Raw genomic sequence first — 17692 nt, forward strand, 5'->3', positions numbered from 1 at the left:
GGTATGCGATTCCCGTTGATTCAAATCCCAACTTGCCACCGGTGGCAAAATGGAATAACATGAAGTTAACACTGTATTAATGAAACTGTCAATTTACATATTGACAATTTTTTATTTTAACCAGCATTAAAAACGAAATAGCCAAGGAACATTATGCAAGTTCTGAAGAATAATAATTTAAACTATCTCAATATCGTAATACTAAGCATCATTACTGTGTTGACGGTTTTTGTTTCGACTAATTTATACGCTGCACAAGTCAATACAACATTGGCTTTTCCAACGGCAAAAGGATTTGGTAAATACGCAACAGGGGGAGTTAATGGCACGCTTTATAGAGTGACTACATTGGAAGATAATTTAGATAAGCCGCAACCAGGCAGCCTTCGCTATGCAATTGTGCAAAAACATCCTCGCACTGTCGTATTTGCGGTATCAGGTGTGATCAAATTGGCAGGGGAACTTAAAATCTCACATGGTAATATCACCATCGCGGGGCAAAGTTCGCCAGGTGGGATTGCCATTGTTGGTGCACCTGTGACGGTCTCATCCGCAGATAATGTGATTATCCGCTATATGCGCTTTCGCTTAGGTACATTTGGTTATGCTGATGATTCATTAACGGTACGTAATAGTGAGAATGTCATTATTGATCATTGTTCATTGAGTTGGTCAGTGGATGAAACTGCGAGTTTCTATAATAACCGTAACTTTACATTACAAAATTCCATTATTTCACATAGTTTAAGCCATTCAATTCACCCTAAAGGCGATCATGGCTATGGTGGCATTTGGGGCGGGGCAAATGCGAGCTTTATTAATAATATAATTGCCAATCATGCCAGTAGAACGCCTAGGCTCAATGGTCATAGACTTAAATCACCGTATGCACAAGATGAAGAGTTTGTTGAGCTTATCAATAATATTATTTTTAACTGGGGACATAATAATGTTTATGGTTCAGAAAATGGTCGTTTTAACTTGATCAACAATTATTATAAACCAGGTAAAGCAAGTAAGATCATGCAGTTTGCTGATATTTGGTATTCCCCAGAGATCAAAGAAAATCAGGCATATATTATGGGAAATGTACTTGAGAATAACCCACAACTGACTGAGCATAATTATTTAGGTGTAAATTATCGCAAAGCAGTCAAAGCAAAACGCACTATCAGTGATGAAAATAGCCAGTGGTTAAGTGATAAACCAATCATTACATCACCCATGCAAACAACCATGGTTTATGTTAGTGCAAAGCAAGCATTTAGTGATGCCATTAAAGGGCAACATATAGGAGCAAGTCGTAATGCACATGGCTATTTCCATGACAGTATTGATACGCTTGTTTATCAACAGCTTACTGATAGTGTCGCGATAAAGAAAAATGGTTTGATTGATCATGAGTTTGAGCTAATTGGTAATTGGGATGCATATAAACAGGAATTTACAGGGGTTCCTGCAATCGTTGATGCTAATGAAGATGGTGTTGCGGATGATTGGTTCAAACAGCATCAGCTGCAATTAAAAAATGCTACTACAGCGCAGGTTTTGCAGCAGTACTTAAATTCGCTTAGCGACTAACAAAGAAAGCCTTGATGACTTAAAATAACCATTAACTCATCAAGGCTTTAATTTTAACAACAATAATGATCAACGAGTTTTAGCAAATTGTGCTGTTAAAAAGTCATCAATAACACTGGTCGTAGGCGTTAACCACGGCTGGAATAACCAAAATGAATGCGGCGCATCATCAAACTGGTAAACTTCACTGGGTATATGCAACTGTTGCAACTTTTGTATTGCGCTGTCTCTACCTGCACGAAAGCGTGGCACTGAGCTATTAATGAAAAGTGTTGCAGGCGCGTTTTTATCAATATAGAAAATAGGCGATGCGTCGTGCCAACGCTGTGGGATAGTTTCATACCTACCCCCAAACCACTTGCTGGCTGAAGTGACGGATTTGGCTGAGTTGTTTTCAAAAGGTAGTGCTTCTGGAGACGTGAAATCACTTAAGCCATCTATATTGATCAGCGCTTGGACATTAAATCGCTTCGAGTTAGTGTCGCTGCTATCAACAATTCCGCCGCTGTAGGCTAACAGCGCGGCTAATTGGCCACCTGCAGAGCCGCCCGATAAAGCAATCTTAGTGCTGTCTATATTATACTGAGCAGCATTATTATTAAGCCAATGAAACGCACTAACTAAATCCTCAACTGCTGCAGGATAAGGCGCTTCGTCGCTGAGGCGGTAACTGGGTGTTGCAACAACATAACCACGTTCTACCAGCGCAATTGCAAGTGCTGTCATTAATGCGGGGGTGCCTGATTGCCAGCCACCACTGTGGATCAACATAATCAAAGGCGCCGTTTGTGTTTGCTGTGTTTGCTGATAAATATCTAAAGTCTGTGCACTGGTTTTAGTTTGTTTGTAAACCAGTGCTTTATTAGCGATTACAGAGTCAGGAAGTGTCGTTGCGGGCACCTGCATGTGTGGATAGTGTTTGATTAGTTTTTTATAAGTATTTTCAACGGTGTAATCAGCTGCTATGCATGGCTGAACACAGAGCAATAATATGGCAAAAAAGTTCAACGTTTGATGTTTTAGCATATTCATTTAATCCAAAGTGTCGTAACGGGCATAGTCAAAATCGGCATAGTTGCTAGCACCAGGAGTTTGCGACAGGCTAAATAAGCCTAACTTAGCACCTACCCAGCGGCCTTTTTTAGCTTGGAAGTGTTCACCAATAATTTTAAACTCAGCGCTCGCAGCGGTTCTATAACTAAAAATGGCTGTGGCGCCTGGTTGTAGAACGACTTTTAGTTCAAGATAGGGTTGTGTCAGTGGTTGTTGCTCTACGATACTTTCTGTACAGCCTTTTCTCGCATTAAAACAGTGCACATAGACTAGCTGTTGTTCGCCAGTAGAAGATGTTTTGATACCCATCCATGCATAGTCTTCACCAAATAGAATAACTCCTGAGGAACTAGCAGAGGTTGTTTGGTTGACCTGCAATGTGGTTGTAAAAGCAAACTGTTCTGCAGGATCTTTTGCAGTAACAAAGAAGGCGTTGACCATAAATTAGTGTTGTTCTGGGTTGTAAATGGCTGCGAGTATAAGCGTAAAAAGCCGGTGTTGTCTGTCAATGAATACCAGCTGTTACTTGGATTTGCATTCCATTGCCATAATAAACTTAGCTTAGCGCTGTTGAATTCATCATTGTTCACTATGCTGGTGGGTTGTGGGCTAGTTTTGCTTCGAGGCTTAGTGTGCTGTAAAACCGGCTGCCCAGTTCCATTAGCATTTTTATCTATACCAATGATTGGCCAATCATTGTCCCAGTGCATAGGTTGTAAATGGGTGATACGGCCATACGCTTGTTTGCTTTGAAAGTGAATAAACCAGTCTTCATCAAATTGGGTGTGAACCCACGCACCTTGATGAGGACCGTTTATCACTGAATTACCTTGCGCCATAACAACCTTGGCTTCATAGGGACCGGTAATTTCTTTTGCTCTAAATACCGATTGCCAACCTAAATCTACCCCACCAGCAGGCGCAAAAATATAGTAGTAACCGTTACGCTTATAAAATTTAGGACCTTCAATGGTGCGATATCCAGGGTGATTTTTACCATCGACAATGTGTGTAAATTTGTCACTAACCCAACTTGCGTCATCTTTCATTTCACGCAGCGTCAGTACATTATTAAAGCCAGCACGACTTTTTGCCCATGCATGTATTAAGTAGGTTTTACCATTGTCGTCCCATAATGGTGCAGGGTCGATCAATCCTTTACCCGCTAAAATAAGCTGTGGGGTTGACCAAGCTCCAGCAGGATCATCTGTTGTAGTTACATAAATACCAAAATCAGGATCAGGATAAAAAATCCAAAATTTATTATCATGAAAACGGATTGTTGGCGCCCATACGCCGTTGCCATGTTGTACTTTTGCAAAGTGGGCTTGTGGCAGCTGTATTGGCAGTGCATAATTAATTAACTGCCAGTTGACTAAATCGGTAGAGTGTAAAATAGGCAAGCTAGGTGCAGAGTTGAAGCTAGATGCTGTCATGTAATAATCACCATTAACGGCAACTACATCCGGGTCGGAATAATCGGCATGCAGGATTGGGTTTTTATATTCGCCATTACCTAGATCTGCTTGCCACGGACTTTGAGAGTGTGTTGGCGATAGTAATTGCGACTCTTTTGCATAACACGGGTTGCTACTTAAGCAGACAACCAACAGCGCTAAAAAGAAATTGTATTTGTTGTTTAGCATCGGTTATTTCTCCACTTCTAAACTGGCAAGAATAAAAGGCCCAACTGCTTTAGGATCATTCGCACGTACATTTTCACTGATGTAATAAGCAAAGCTGCCATCTCTATATGGTTTTCCGCCAAGCCCAGCCACTTCACATACTTGTTGTATTGATAAGGTGTTATCTGCCTCACGTTTAATAAAGTTGCTAACTACAGCATTAAAGGTGGTTTTTGCAATTGCTTGGTAGCTATCAGGCAAGTAACCTTGATTAGCACCTCTTGCAATTGCATAGCTGAGCATCGCGCTGCCAGAGGATTCTAAATAATTACCGCGTAATTCACCTTTATCTGTAACTTGATACCATACAGCGGAGTCAGAACGCAGCTTTAACATGTTATCTATCAATGTTTTAAAGCGCTGCGTCAGCCAGATTCTTTTTGGATAATCCTTCGGTAGTTGATCTAATACATCAACCATTGCCATGGCGTACCAACCGATAGAGCGCGACCAATGATTAGGTGATTGTCCGGTTTTTTTATCTGCCCATCGCTGTTGTTTAGATTCATCCCAGCCATGCACAGGTAGCGCGGTGTCACCGCGATAAGTATGTTGTTCAATCAATTCAAACTGTTTTATAACATCATCATACTGATCTACTGTTCCAAAGCGGCGGATATATTCGGCATAAAAGGGCGCTGCCATATATAAACCATCAAGCCACATTTGCGAGGTATAGCGTTTTTTATGCCAAAAGCCACCATCAATTGTGCGAGGTTGTAATTTGAACTGTGCATATAAAGTATCGAGGGCAAGACGATATTTACGATCTTTTGTTTCATCAAACATAAAAAACAGTAACTTGCCGGCATTGAGCATGTCGAGATTATATTTGCTCATTACGTAGGTTTTAATACTGCCATCTTCCATTACTAACGCGTCTACATATTCTTTAATGTAATTGAAATAGCGTTGTTCTGGTTGATGCTGATAGAGCTTGGCAAATGACAGTAACACTAAGCCATGGGTGTAATCCCAGCGCGGTTCAGTGCGCCAATCAATGGTGTAGGCCTGTGGATTACGGATCATCTCAGAGTTAGCCATTTGCACGGCATAGCTCAGTGAGTTGTTATTATTTTGCGCAGACACATTCATTATTGAGCAGAATAAGCAGCAGAGAAAAAATGAAAAAATATTTTTATTTACGCTGTTTTTATTGATTTTGATTATACGCATCATAAATCCTTATGAGCTTAGTGTGCTGATGTTGTTGAAGGGAAGTGAGTTTTGGCCGGTAAGCAAAATGCGATGGACTTTGCTTTCCGGCTGAATAATCTATGGCTGTTTAGTTGTTACCAGCTAGAAGCTTTGCTACTTCAAGGCTTGCTAGAATGAAGGGACCATTTCCTTTAGGATCATTTTTGCTGACCGGCTCGCTCATATAATAGTGATAACTACCATCACGACCAAAGCCAAGGCCTGCAACATAGCATTGGTTTGTCATACTTACCGTGCCATCGCTATGTACTAATGTAAATTGGTTAAGTAAACCTTGATACGCTGCAAGGGCAGTGTCTTGATAATCAGCATCGATATAGCCATTATTAAGTGCTTTGGCATAAAAGTAAGCAAACATGGCTGTTGCAGTTGATTCTTGGTAGTTACCTAAAGCCGTTGGTTTGTCTAAAACTTGCCACCATGTGCCGGTATCAGTATCTTGAACTTTGGCAATATCCGTGGCCAACTCTTTTACCATGGCGAGTAAGGTATCGCGTTGCTCTGTGTTTTTTGCTGGGATGTAATCGAGTACATCAACCACTGCCATAGCGAGCCACCCCATACCACGGCCCCAAAATTCTGCAGAAACACCCGTTTGTTTATTTGCCCATGCTTGCTGTTTAGATTCATCCCAACCGTGATAGTACAACCCTGTTTTTGGATCGCGTAGTGCTTCACGAGTGAGCTTAAATTCGTTTACAACCTCGGCGAAGGTTTCTTGTTGCTGATGGCCCGTTTCAAATAAGCTACCGTACTGGGCTAAAAACGGCATACCCATATAAACGCCATCTAGCCACACTTGATGTTGATATTTGTTTTTGTGCCAAAATGCGCCTTGTGATGTACGTGGCTGTAACTGTAATTGTGCACGTAAAGCTTTTGCGGCAGATAAATATTGTTGCTGCTGGGTATCTTGGTATAGCTGGATAAGATTACGCCCAGGCGGAATGTTATCAATGTTAAAATTGCTTTGTTTATAGGCGGTGATTTTGCCTTGTTGATCAATAAAGCTACCAGTAACTTGGGCAATCACATTCTTATAAGTTTGCTCATCAGTTGCCATCCCTAATTGGTAGTAAGCATATGGCTGTAAGCCGATAATGTCGTATTCAAACTTTGGGCTGCGCTTACGGTTCACATCCCAGCCATTGGCATGATAGCCTAGTGCTTTTCTTTTCAGCTCTGAATCGGCAAGGGCGCGGGCCCATTCAAGGGCTATTTTATCATTAAGCGGTTGCGTCGTTTTTTTTGCTGTAACTGTGGTATGCAAAGTAATGCGTGGTTTAATTGTCAATCTTTCAGCTTGTTGATCAAGGTACTCAATAAAGCTTTCTTTATCGTTGATACCACTTTCAGGTTGCCAAACAGAGGCAAAATAGTAATCAGCATGCAGTGTATTTTGCCCTTTAGGTTTAAGCACTGCAAGGTAGTTATTTTTGTCTTGGCGTACATCAATAACATCACCTTTTTTAAAAAATACCGCCATACCTAAAGCTGATTTATCTAAACTCTGATTGCCCCAACTGGCAATATAGCTATAGCCATAATTACTCATTGCATCCAGATCACCTTGAATAAACTCAGTATCTGGGTGTTTGACCACACCGGCCACTAAATTAGGCAAATCTTTATCAGTGTTCAGTTCTACATGTGCCAAACGTGAGCCGCCGTGCATACTAATATTGGCTATTAAATCTTGCTGTTGATAGCTATTTTGCCAGCCTTGATACTCAATTTGTATACTGGCGCGTAAATAGCCATTTTCAATAATCCGTGCTGTACGTTTGCTAACATCAGATACATGTTCCAGCTCATCATTACTACCCATCAAACCAAATCCGCCAGCACCTAAAGACTTACCCACTTTAAGGATATCCATGCCCCAGTCTTGTTTGTCATGATACGAAGAATAACCATCAAGGCCGACAGTATGTAGCACAGGTTGTGTTGTTAATTTGCCGAAAATATCAAAACCATTACGCCAATCTAGATAAAAACGGTAACCGACTTTATCCGACTCAATACCTGGGCCTTCATAACGGATCCAATTTGAATGATCGGTGTAATAATCTGGTGGTGTTAACTCATCAACATTTTTAAATTCACCGCCTACATACTCTTTTTTACCTGTGCCAACTTGGTGTTTTGGCGGACGAGAATGGGGCTGCCATTGACCACCTTGTTTATGGGCAAGATCAGCTTGAACACGTTTTGTTTGTGCTGTGATTGATGGGCTACTTTGCTGTGTAATGGTGACTTCAATCGGTTTATCATTTAAATCGACAATAAAATACACACCATCAAGTTCACCGTCTGAATCAATATCTACTGCTTGGCTTGGTAATACTTGCTGCGCTGTTTTTACAGTTAAAGCAGCAGTTTGGCTAAGACCTAAATCGTAATAGCTAAGATAGATAGGCTCGTCAGGGCGTTTAAACGAAGATGGATTAACAATGTCCACTTTAGCAACTAATGCGCTTCCAAGGGAGTTAGTTTCGCTCGCTTGCAGTGGTGTTTTAAGATCTGCATGTTCTTGGCATGCAATCAATAATAGGCTAGAGCTTAGAGCTGTTCCCATCAAAATGCGCTTTGATAACAGTGATGTTTTTAAAGTCATTGTGTGTCCTCAATGGTTGAGCCACTTAAATTAAGTGGCTCTATTATCGTTATTTATCGAGATTGTATGCTTTTTTCACTAGCCCATAGGTTAGTTGATAAGCCAGAGTCTGGGCAGTACTTTCGCTAATTTGATGATTTGCTACAAGCTCTGCTAAATAGCGACAATCAACGCGGCGTGCAACATCATGACGAGCTGGAATTGATAAAAATGCGCGGGTGTCATCATTAAAGCCAACCGTGTTATAAAAACCAGCTGTTTCAGTTGTTTGCTGTCTAAAACGAAGCATACCGGCGGGGCTGTCATGGAACCACCAAGCAGGACCTAACTTGAGGCTAGGGTAGTGACCCGCTAGTGGCGCAAGTTCTCGACTATAGGTCGTTTCATCTAATGTGAATAGGATGATTTTAAGATCCGGGTGATTTCCGTATTTACTCAATAGTGGTTTGAGTGCATTAACGTATTCAGTTTGGCTTGGAATATCACAGCCTTTATCACGGCCAAATTGATCAAATACCGCTTGGTTATGATTACGATGCGCGCCAGGGTGAATTTGCATCACTAAACCATCTTTAATGCTCATACCGGCAAGCTCAGTGAGCATTTGGCCACGGAATAATTCTTGCTCTTGCTCTGTTGAATGGCCTGTTCGACATTTTTCAAATAATGCTTCACATTCTGCGGTAGGTAAGTCAGCAGTTAATGCAGTAGGGTGGCCATGATCGGTTGCTGTTGCACGTCCTTCAATACGAAAGTAATCACGACGTATTTGAATTGCCGCTAAATAACCTTGCCAAGTCGTTGTATCTTGGTCGGTTATCTCACCAAGTTTAATTACGTTGTCGATAAAATCTTCACGGCTAGCATCAACCACATCATCAGGTCTAAAGGTGGTGATCACACGTTTTGCTATTGCAGAGCCTGCAATTGCGCGGTGGTGCGGGAGCTGATCAAGTGCACCTTCTGTTGTGGCAATTAGTTCAATATTAAAGCGGTCCATCAGTGCATGAGGCTTGAACTCGGGTGTTGCTAACGCAGCTGTAATTTTTTGATAATAGTGCTGACCATTTTCAGAGCAAAGTTTTTCTGTAAAACCAAACACATCACTAAATACCGCATCTAACCAATAGCCACTTGGCGTTCCGGCATACAGGTGATAGTTATCAGCAAAGATTTGCCATACTTTTTCAGGATCAGCTGCTTTTGAACGAGCCATATCGCCTTGCAGCCCATGCTCAGGTACTCCTAAATCAGTCATTGGGATCCCTTGACTATAGAGCATTCTAAATACGTAGTGATCGGGTTTTATAAATAGCTCAGTAGCATTGCCAAAGTTTTCATTTTCATTAAACCAACGAGGATCAGTGTGACCGTGCGGACTAATAATCGGTAAGTCTTTAATTGATTCATATAACTTTCTAGCGATAGCAACGACGCTAGGATCGCTTGAAAATAAACGATCTGGGTGCAATTCTAAAGGTTCGATATTGCTCGGCATTGAAGATTCCTTAACTGTTCTGCTTGCTTGTTGCCACCGGTGGCATGCAAAGATAAATTACACTGACAACGTATGGCAGTCAATATGTTAATTAGTTGTTGTTTAGTACCTGAAGGCAGGCTTGCGTGATTTTTTCATAGTCTTTACTTTGTACCCATTGTGATTGTGCAATCCAAGTACCCCCACAGCCATCACATTATTAAGTGCTAAATAGTCTTTAAAGTTTTGTTCATTAATGCCACCTGTTGGGCAAAAGCGAATATCAGCAAATACGCTGCTGACTGCTTTTAAAAACTGCTCGCCACCACACAAAGAGGCAGGAAATAATTTTTGCTCAGTAAAGCCATATTCTTTAGCAAGTAAAATATCGGCGGTGTTTGAAACACCCGGCACAACGGGCACAGAAGATTGACTAAGGGCATCTAATAATCGTGGTGATACCGCAGGAGTAACAATAAAATCACTGCCGACGGCAAGACTTTTTGCAAGTAATGCTTGATCGGTAATCGTGCCGGCACCAACGCATAAATCGGGCAACGCTTTTTTAATCGCGATTAATGCGTCAAGGGAAGCTGGCGTGCGCAGCACAACTTCAACTAAATGAATGCCAGCCTTGTACATGGCAGTGGCAATAGCCACACCTTCTTCACTACTGTTTGCTTGGATGATAGGCAATATAGGTTGGTTGCCTAATAATGTTGAAAACACGGTCATACAATTTTCCTATTAATACTTATTATTTTTGTAATTGAGCCATAGTTAACGGCTGTTTGTTTAAAGTGACATTGGTTAAGCTCATGTTATTCACATTAGCAACAATAGAATCATCACCCACTTGGTCAAAATGACAGTCGATAAAATGGATATCGTTCATTGGTGCGCGTGCAAAGCCATTGAGGTAAAAAGCCTTACTCAACACATTTTTACAATGTAGGTTTTCAATTTGAATATCACGAACTGTTGGGTCGAACTGTCCCGCATCGCCTTCTTCATAAAAAAAGTTGATCACAACAGCATTTTTAACCGTGCCAACTTCGATGTTACGTATGCGAATATGCTCGATCAAACCGCCACGTACTGAGTTAGTTTTGATACGAATAGCGCGCTCTAGGTGGGGGCTGTCCATGGTGCAGTTTTGCACAAAGACATTATTTACACCGCCAGATATCTCACTGCCGATCACAACACCACCATGGCCTTCTTTCATATGGCAGTTTTCAATAACAATGTTTTGCGATGCTACCCCAACACGGCGACCATCAGCATTTCGGCCCGATTTGATCGCGATACAATCATCACCGGTATCAAAGACACAGTTTTTAATGTGCACGTGGTCGCAACTTTCTGGATCACAGCCGTCTGAATTAGGACCATGGCTTGAAAAATTCACGTTATCAACCGTAACACTTTGGCATAAAACCGGGTTCACTAACCAAAAAGGTGAGTTTTTAATTGTTACGCCTTCGATTAAAATATTTTTACATTTATACGGTTGAATAAAAGGAGGGCGTAAATAGGCACCAGTACTGTATATACGTTGGCTGACAGGCACACCAGCTTCGGCATCAACCATCAACTGATCACGTGCTTCACGCTGGTGCAATACTTTACCTTGGCTATCTTTAATTAAATCCCAATGGCCTTCCTTGTGTGGTCCCTTCCAAGGCCACCAGGTTTGGTTATCGCCATTTCCTTGCAGTGTGCCTTTACCTGTGATGGCAATGTTTTCTTGTTCATAAGCATAAATCAGTGGTGAGTAGCCCATCATTTCTAAGCCTTCCCAGCGAGTAAATACCTCTGGTAAGTAATGATTAGGATCAGTGCTGAAACTTAATATTGCCTTATCAGCCAAGTGTAAATTTACGTTAGAAAGTAAATGAATGGCACCGGTCAAGTAGGTGCCATTTGGAATGTAGACCTGACCACCTCCTTGTGCGTGGCAGGCTTCAATGGCGTTTTTAATGGCCTGTGTACAATCATGTTGGCCATTTTCTTTTGCACCAAAGTCTTTAATATTAAATTGCTTAGCAGGGAAGGTTGGGACGACAATCTTAGCTTTTATATGTTCAGCCATTTGCCAATCATCTGCGCTAATTGGTGCGTCAAAAACATTGAGCAAAGGGGCTGACTTACAGCCAACTAAGGTTGCAGTTACCAAAGTGCTAGAAGCTAATGCTTTAAGAAAATAGCGTCGTTGATTATTCATTTTTGTATCCTGCTGCTGTAATTGGAATTATTATAATAGGTTAACATTAGCAGTTATTGCCACCGGTGGCAATGGTGTTTTATTATGAACTTTAAAATAGTGTTAAGTTTATTATTTTATAAAAATTTACTTAGCAGAACATAGCAAAACGCGGTGTTACTTTGTGCAGGAAAAAATAAATGACGCTTGTGAAAAGCAAGTAAGCGAATTAAATAAGAGGGTATAGGGTTGATTACTGCAAGCTCATTAACCTCATCGTGAAGTTAATGAGCTTATTATTGAATTAATTTCTATAATATGCCGTCATAGTGGTCAGTTTTTATTAACTTAATCACCAGAAAGTCCGGATACTTTCACATCGTATACTGCTAGGTATTTACCTGTTGTATCTGCACCAGCCGCATTGTATGGGTAAATCCGTATATACAGTTTGTTTTCAGCAAGTACTTGTATAGTGACATTATATTCAGTGAGTAACATGGTGTCTTTTGAGAACGAAATAGGATCCTCATTTAATGATACAGGGTTACTAAAGTCGCTATTAAATGAGTATTGTATATCTGCTTGTACCGTAGAACCCCCGCTGGTAGTCATCCATGCCGAAATAGTATCGATAGAAAATGTTTGGGTCGCGGCAGTTAGTGAAAACTCTAGATATTTATCAGCATTTTTAGAGACTAAATCAGGACCATAAACCCTAAATCTTGCAACTCCTGTGTCTTGTTCGTTAACAGCAAATGTTTTAACTGAGCCTGTATCTAAATTCACAACACTTGCGTCTTGTGCTGTAATTGGACCATCCGTTATTGCTGCTAATGCCCCTCCTTCAGTAAACCAACGGCTATAAGTGGGGAGACCATTACCAACATCAACACCGTTACCTGAAACATTTACCGTGCCTAAATCAATACCACCAGCAAAAAAACTAATACTATCATTGAAAGATTTTTCAGAGTAAGGAGTGAACTGAACATACATTTTTTCAGTGAATGCACCATTTTCATAAGGAACGGTTAATATTGTTGTCCAGTTAGTTGAATCGGGAGCATCACTTAATAAAAATCCATCAGGTGCGGTGCCACTAAATTACCCGTGTTAGGGCTTAAATCAAATGCTGATAACGTTAAACTTTTCACATTAGCGACGCCAATATAACGATCGTTCCATTGCAGTGTTTCAGGACTAGAAATAAAAGAAGTCGCTTCAATAATATAATCAGCTAAGACCTCTTGCTGTTGCAAACTTTTCATGGCTTCTTTTGCTATTAAAGTCGCGAAAAGTACTTGAGGGTGAGTGCTGTCTGCTGAAATGTAGAGTGATTCAGTCGCAGCTTGCTCACCGTACTTTTCAACAATTTCCTTTGTTTGCTCGGTTAAATCAACCATAGGAACGTCTAATAATACCGCGACTTCCTTCATAGCCGCAGGGTAGTTACCGCGTGCAAAAAGCTCTCCAGTGTTAACCGTTTCAAGATTATGTAGTCCTGAGTTTCTGATACTTTCGCCGCTAAAATATTTACGCACAATAGGGCTCATTAAAATGGGCACTGCGCCTAAGTCACGTGCTTCTTTTATATATTTTTTCAGGAATTGATAATAAGAGTGTTCGGTATCAAGGCAATCCTCACCATTGCTACTGCCATCACTACAGTATGCATAAGTGCCAAACTCTTCATAAGCATCCCCTAATTTTTGATCATTATGACCAAATTGAATAATTAGGTAATCACCCGTTTTTATTGTTTCTTTAACTAAGTTCCAAAGACCATCTTCGTAATAAAAACTACGAGAACTTCTGCCACCACGGGCCCAATTTCTAACGGTTGCTTTGTCACTCACGAACATAGGAACCAGTTCACCCCAGCCGGCTTGCGGTTTACGCGATTGGTCGTACTCAGTCATAGTCGAGTCACCAATCATATGAATGGTGATATCAGCAATAGGATCAACTGGATCCTCGGGGTCAACAGGCGGCTCAGGTTCAACAGGTGGCTCAGGATCCACAGGGTCAGTAACCACAGGGTCAGTAACCACAGGGTCAGTAACTATTGGATCTACAATAGTGGAGTCATCTGATGAACCTCCGCATGCACTTAAATAGAAGCATACTAAAAGTATGGATAATTGTTTGAGAAAAATTTTCATGTTTCTAATACCTTATTATTATCAGCGCACTGTTAACTCAAATGGCTATCAAGCAAATTTAGTGAGCAATATTTTCAGTTTCTTGTTCTTATCTTTATGAGTAGGGGCAAACTGAAAGTTTTGTTAAAATCAAGCCTATCAGCCTCAACTGAAAACCATCGATGATGCAGGGGAGACAATTAGAGAAGGCACAACCTCGTTAAATGAGGTTGTGCTTTTATAAAGTTAGAATGTACCCCTTAAACCCACTAAGAACTGGCGACCTGATGACAGGTTTTCGTAAGGGCGTGGCGTGTAAATATCATTCCACATATCTTGTTTTTCATCTGTTAAATTAACGGCTTCAAATGAAACACTCATTTTCTCTGTTAACTTGTAGCGGGCAGAGAAATTAAGCTTCGCCTTTGCATCATAACCACGCACAAAGGTTGATTCATCTTTATATTCGTCTAAATATTGTTTGTTATAGCCACTTCGGTAGTTATAAGAAAAACGAGCCGACCAATCGTCTACTTGATAATACAAGGTGATGTTGTATGTATTCTTTGATGTTTCTTCTTCTACTAAGTTAAGTTGCGTGCCATAAAATGGGTCTTCTATATCACGTGTATAATCAATATAGGTGTAGTTAGTTTGTAAACCTAAGGCATTAAATGGTTCAGGCAAGAAGGTAAAAGGCTGTTGATAAATAAATTCTGCGCCCCACATGCCTTCAGCATCGGTATTGACAAGTTGCGATACTTGCCAAGTCACAGTGCTAGGATCTGTGTCGCCAAGGTCGATACCAAGTCTATCAAGATCGGCTTGTGATAAAACTTGCTCAGAACTTGCTTTTGTTAAACCCGAAATATTTTTATAAAACAGTGATGTTGCAAGCAGCGATTCTTCGGCAAAGTACCACTCTAGACCAACATCATATTGTTTCGCTTTATAAGGCTTGAGTGACGGGCCTGCACCCATCTTAATTGTCGCTGACGGATCATCAATACTCGGCGTATTAATACTGATTGAAGAACGCAAATCAGATAGTTTTGGGCGAGTAATTGCGTGTGAATAACTAAAGCGACCGACTAAGTCCTCAGTGATATCGTAAGCAAGGTTTAATGATGGCAGCCATTCATCTCCCTCACTCACAGACTCACGCCAACCATAACCTGCAGCATAGTTAGCACCGTCGCCACGTCCCGCAGTGAAACCATCTTTGTAAATATGATCTAAATTTACGATACGACTGGTGTTTTTGTTATCAACATAACGCACACCAATATTACCACGTAGCTCTTTATCAAATATGTAGTTTCTGAAATCTAACAGGACAAATGCTGTAGCAACTTCTTCTTTAATATAATAAGTGCGTCTAAAGTCTTCTTTGGCTTGAAAAAAGTCTGCCCCAGCAAAGGCGTTGTACATGGCATTATAATCAGGTGCTAACCAAGTACTACTGTTAAGCGTTGATGAACCAGGAATTGAAGCGTTGTTACCAAAACTTACACCTTGTTTATCTAAAGTGGTATTGAACAAGCTGCCATCAATTTGGGCTGCATCTAGCGATATAACACGCTCTTCTGCTATTGCGCCTGATGTTTTGTTTGTTTCTCTATTGATGTCTTTCCAGTTATTTAAATTATAGTGTTGTTCTGTTTCAAAACTACGCTGACCAACACCAAACTTAACCGTATATTCATCGTTAATCTCGTATGTAAAATCAACTCTAATAGTTTTGTTTTCACTTTCAATTGTTTGCGAGCGATTACGTACTAAACCAGCGGTGTAATTAGTTGGATCTGTCATCACCGACGCTATTTCATCTTTACTATAATTCCCGCCAGGTGGCTGACCTGCGGCAAATGCAAATGATGGCATATTAGTGTTTAACTCACCGCTACCAATCGCTTGTCCGCCCAGGTTATTAATTAATGATAATGGGTCTATATTACTATCAAAACTATAGGCCACGGTAGATTGATTACTATCTAGGGCAAAGGTGGTCATATTCGGAATGTCTAAATCTGATTTACCTTGGCCTATTAGTAAGTTCATTTTAAAACGATCGTTAATAAACCAATTTCCAGTAAAGCTAACTTGGTCAAATGCTGATTCAGATGTATCTTTGCGTGTTTCTGAACGGATAATGGCGTTTGAGTATGCACCAGCGACTATGGTGTTGTTGGCATCGACATAAATGTTTTCAGGGACGATATCTTTTTGATCTCGTAATAATACTTCGTAGTGATATTCTTCAGAATCATTATCCAAGCTTGCATGCAGCACATCTAAGTTGAATGAGAGGTCATCGGTAGGCGCATACTGAAAAGCAATTGTTGCACCAAGACGTTTTTGCTGTTTTGAATACAATGAATAGCGAGGAATTCGCGGTAAATATAGCCCATCTAAATTTTCATTGGTGTAATTACCATTTGGCATCAGTAATGTTTTAGGTGCTACGGTAAGATAATTTGAGCCGCCTTGACCAACAGGTAAACCATCTTCGACAAAGCTTGGATTGTTTACAGTCCAACGTCCAGTTGAAGAGCCTTCACTTTGTACTGTGCCATCTGAGTATGCAATAGAGGCAAGTACACCAAACTTATTATCCCAGTTATTACTGAGCATAAAAGAAGCACGAGGCGATACATCCTCATCAACATCACTATAACGAGCATTGACATTGTAAGCGCCTTTAAAGCCATCATATTGAAATGGACGCGCCGTTTGTAAGTTTACATTCCCTGATATGCCACCGTCTTCAAGTTCAGCAGAAACGGTTTTATTAATATCTATTTGGGTAAACAGTTCAGATGCGAATACGTTAAAATCAAAAGCACGAGAGGTATTAGAACCACCAGCCGCATCAGTAGCAGCACCAGCAGATGCCGACTCCATGCCATTAATTGTGGTTTTAACGTAACGAGAACCTAGACCACGAATGGTAATTTGACGACCTTCACCCGCATCCTCTTCAATAGAGATACCAGGTACACGCGAAAGTGAGTCAGCAACATTTAAGTCAGGAAATTTACCAATATCTTCAGCAATGATAGTCTCACGTGTACCAACGGCTTCACGCTTAGACATTAAAGCGGCATTGATACTACCGCGAAAACCTTTTACTTCGATCACTTCAAGTTGATCATCAGCAACAGCTTCATCTTGAGGGGCTGCATATGCTAAGCCACTGGTCAATGCGCCACTGAGTATTAAATTGGTCATTAACTTACTAAGTTTAAAATTGTGTGTGCTGGTTGTCATAGTGGTTCCACGTTCTACTTATTGTTATTAAGTTAACATGACTTAAAAGAGAGTGTTTGTCATGTCCTTGTTCTGATTCTTATTGCACCTAACCTCATAATCCATAATGGGAAAAACAACGAGAAAGCAAGTAGCAAAGTGTTTTATGAAATGGCTTGCTACCGGTGGCACAAAATGAAAAATATAGCGTTATTGATGCGAAGTCAAATGAAAAACATAACATTATTCATCATTAATTTACATTTAGAACAGCGTACGAATACCATTCAAGTGCAACATTATCTATAAGTACTATGATTTAACTGATTATTTGCCACCGGTGGCATTGCATTTTAATTATAAATAATGGATGCGCTACTTTAGTCGTATAAAAACAATATAAGAATATTTTTGTTAGTATGTGAGTAATTTTTGATTATCAATTAACAAAGGCAATTAACA

The 17692-nt window shown here is 40.5% G+C and carries 9 protein-coding genes and 2 pseudogenes; 1 reads left to right on the forward strand and 10 read right to left on the reverse strand.

From position 1 onward, the window contains the following. Positions 1 to 153: 153 nt before the first annotated feature. A complete protein-coding gene (locus P4S61_RS21855; RefSeq protein WP_145239096.1) occupies positions 154 to 1581 on the forward strand; it encodes a pectate lyase family protein in 1428 nt (475 codons plus the stop codon). 69 nt (positions 1582 to 1650) lie between these two features. Here the strand turns inward: P4S61_RS21855 and P4S61_RS21860 are convergent, their stop codons facing one another. From P4S61_RS21860 to P4S61_RS21910, 10 genes and pseudogenes are all read right to left on the reverse strand, one after another. Further along, positions 1651 to 2607 carry an alpha/beta hydrolase gene (locus P4S61_RS21860; protein ID WP_337119192.1) on the reverse strand — a complete coding sequence of 319 codons (957 nt, stop codon included), beginning with the start codon at positions 2605 to 2607 and terminating at the stop codon, positions 1651 to 1653. A 6-nt stretch (positions 2608 to 2613) separates the two neighbouring features. Then, positions 2614 to 4280, reverse strand: a pseudogene (locus tag P4S61_RS21870) (glycoside hydrolase family 43 protein). Positions 4281 to 4283: 3 nt separating this feature from the next. Further along, positions 4284 to 5498 (reverse strand): glycoside hydrolase family 88/105 protein, encoded by a 1215-nt coding sequence (locus P4S61_RS21875; protein ID WP_259401936.1) that lies wholly within the window; start codon positions 5496 to 5498, stop codon positions 4284 to 4286. A gap of 106 nt (positions 5499 to 5604) precedes the next feature. Further along, positions 5605 to 8154, reverse strand: coding sequence for a glycoside hydrolase family 88 protein (locus P4S61_RS21880; protein WP_182819675.1), 2550 nt, complete (start codon positions 8152 to 8154; stop codon positions 5605 to 5607). 49 nt (positions 8155 to 8203) lie between these two features. Beyond that, entirely contained in the window at positions 8204 to 9652 is a 1449-nt protein-coding gene (gene uxaC, locus P4S61_RS21885) for a glucuronate isomerase (RefSeq protein WP_182819674.1), read from the reverse strand. Positions 9653 to 9743: 91 nt separating this feature from the next. After that, positions 9744 to 10366: pseudogene (eda, locus tag P4S61_RS21890) on the reverse strand (bifunctional 4-hydroxy-2-oxoglutarate aldolase/2-dehydro-3-deoxy-phosphogluconate aldolase). 22 nt (positions 10367 to 10388) lie between these two features. Beyond that, positions 10389 to 11858: a glycoside hydrolase family 28 protein gene (locus tag P4S61_RS21895; RefSeq protein WP_337119195.1), complete on the reverse strand. Its 1470-nt coding sequence runs from the start codon at positions 11856 to 11858 to the stop codon at positions 10389 to 10391. Between the two features lie 327 nt (positions 11859 to 12185). Further along, positions 12186 to 12836 (reverse strand): hypothetical protein, encoded by a 651-nt coding sequence (locus P4S61_RS21900; RefSeq protein ID WP_337119196.1) that lies wholly within the window; start codon positions 12834 to 12836, stop codon positions 12186 to 12188. A 74-nt stretch (positions 12837 to 12910) separates the two neighbouring features. Then, positions 12911 to 14002, reverse strand: a complete 1092-nt coding sequence (locus P4S61_RS21905) for a rhamnogalacturonan acetylesterase (RefSeq protein WP_337119197.1) — start codon at positions 14000 to 14002, stop codon at positions 12911 to 12913. Positions 14003 to 14227: 225 nt separating this feature from the next. Further along, on the reverse strand, positions 14228 to 17251 hold the full coding sequence (locus P4S61_RS21910) for a TonB-dependent receptor (protein ID WP_337119198.1): 3024 nt from the start codon (positions 17249 to 17251) through the stop codon (positions 14228 to 14230). Positions 17252 to 17692: the final 441 nt, after the last annotated feature.

Source organism: Pseudoalteromonas sp. B160, from assembly GCF_037162485.1.
Taxonomy (GTDB): domain Bacteria; phylum Pseudomonadota; class Gammaproteobacteria; order Enterobacterales; family Alteromonadaceae; genus Pseudoalteromonas; species Pseudoalteromonas rhizosphaerae.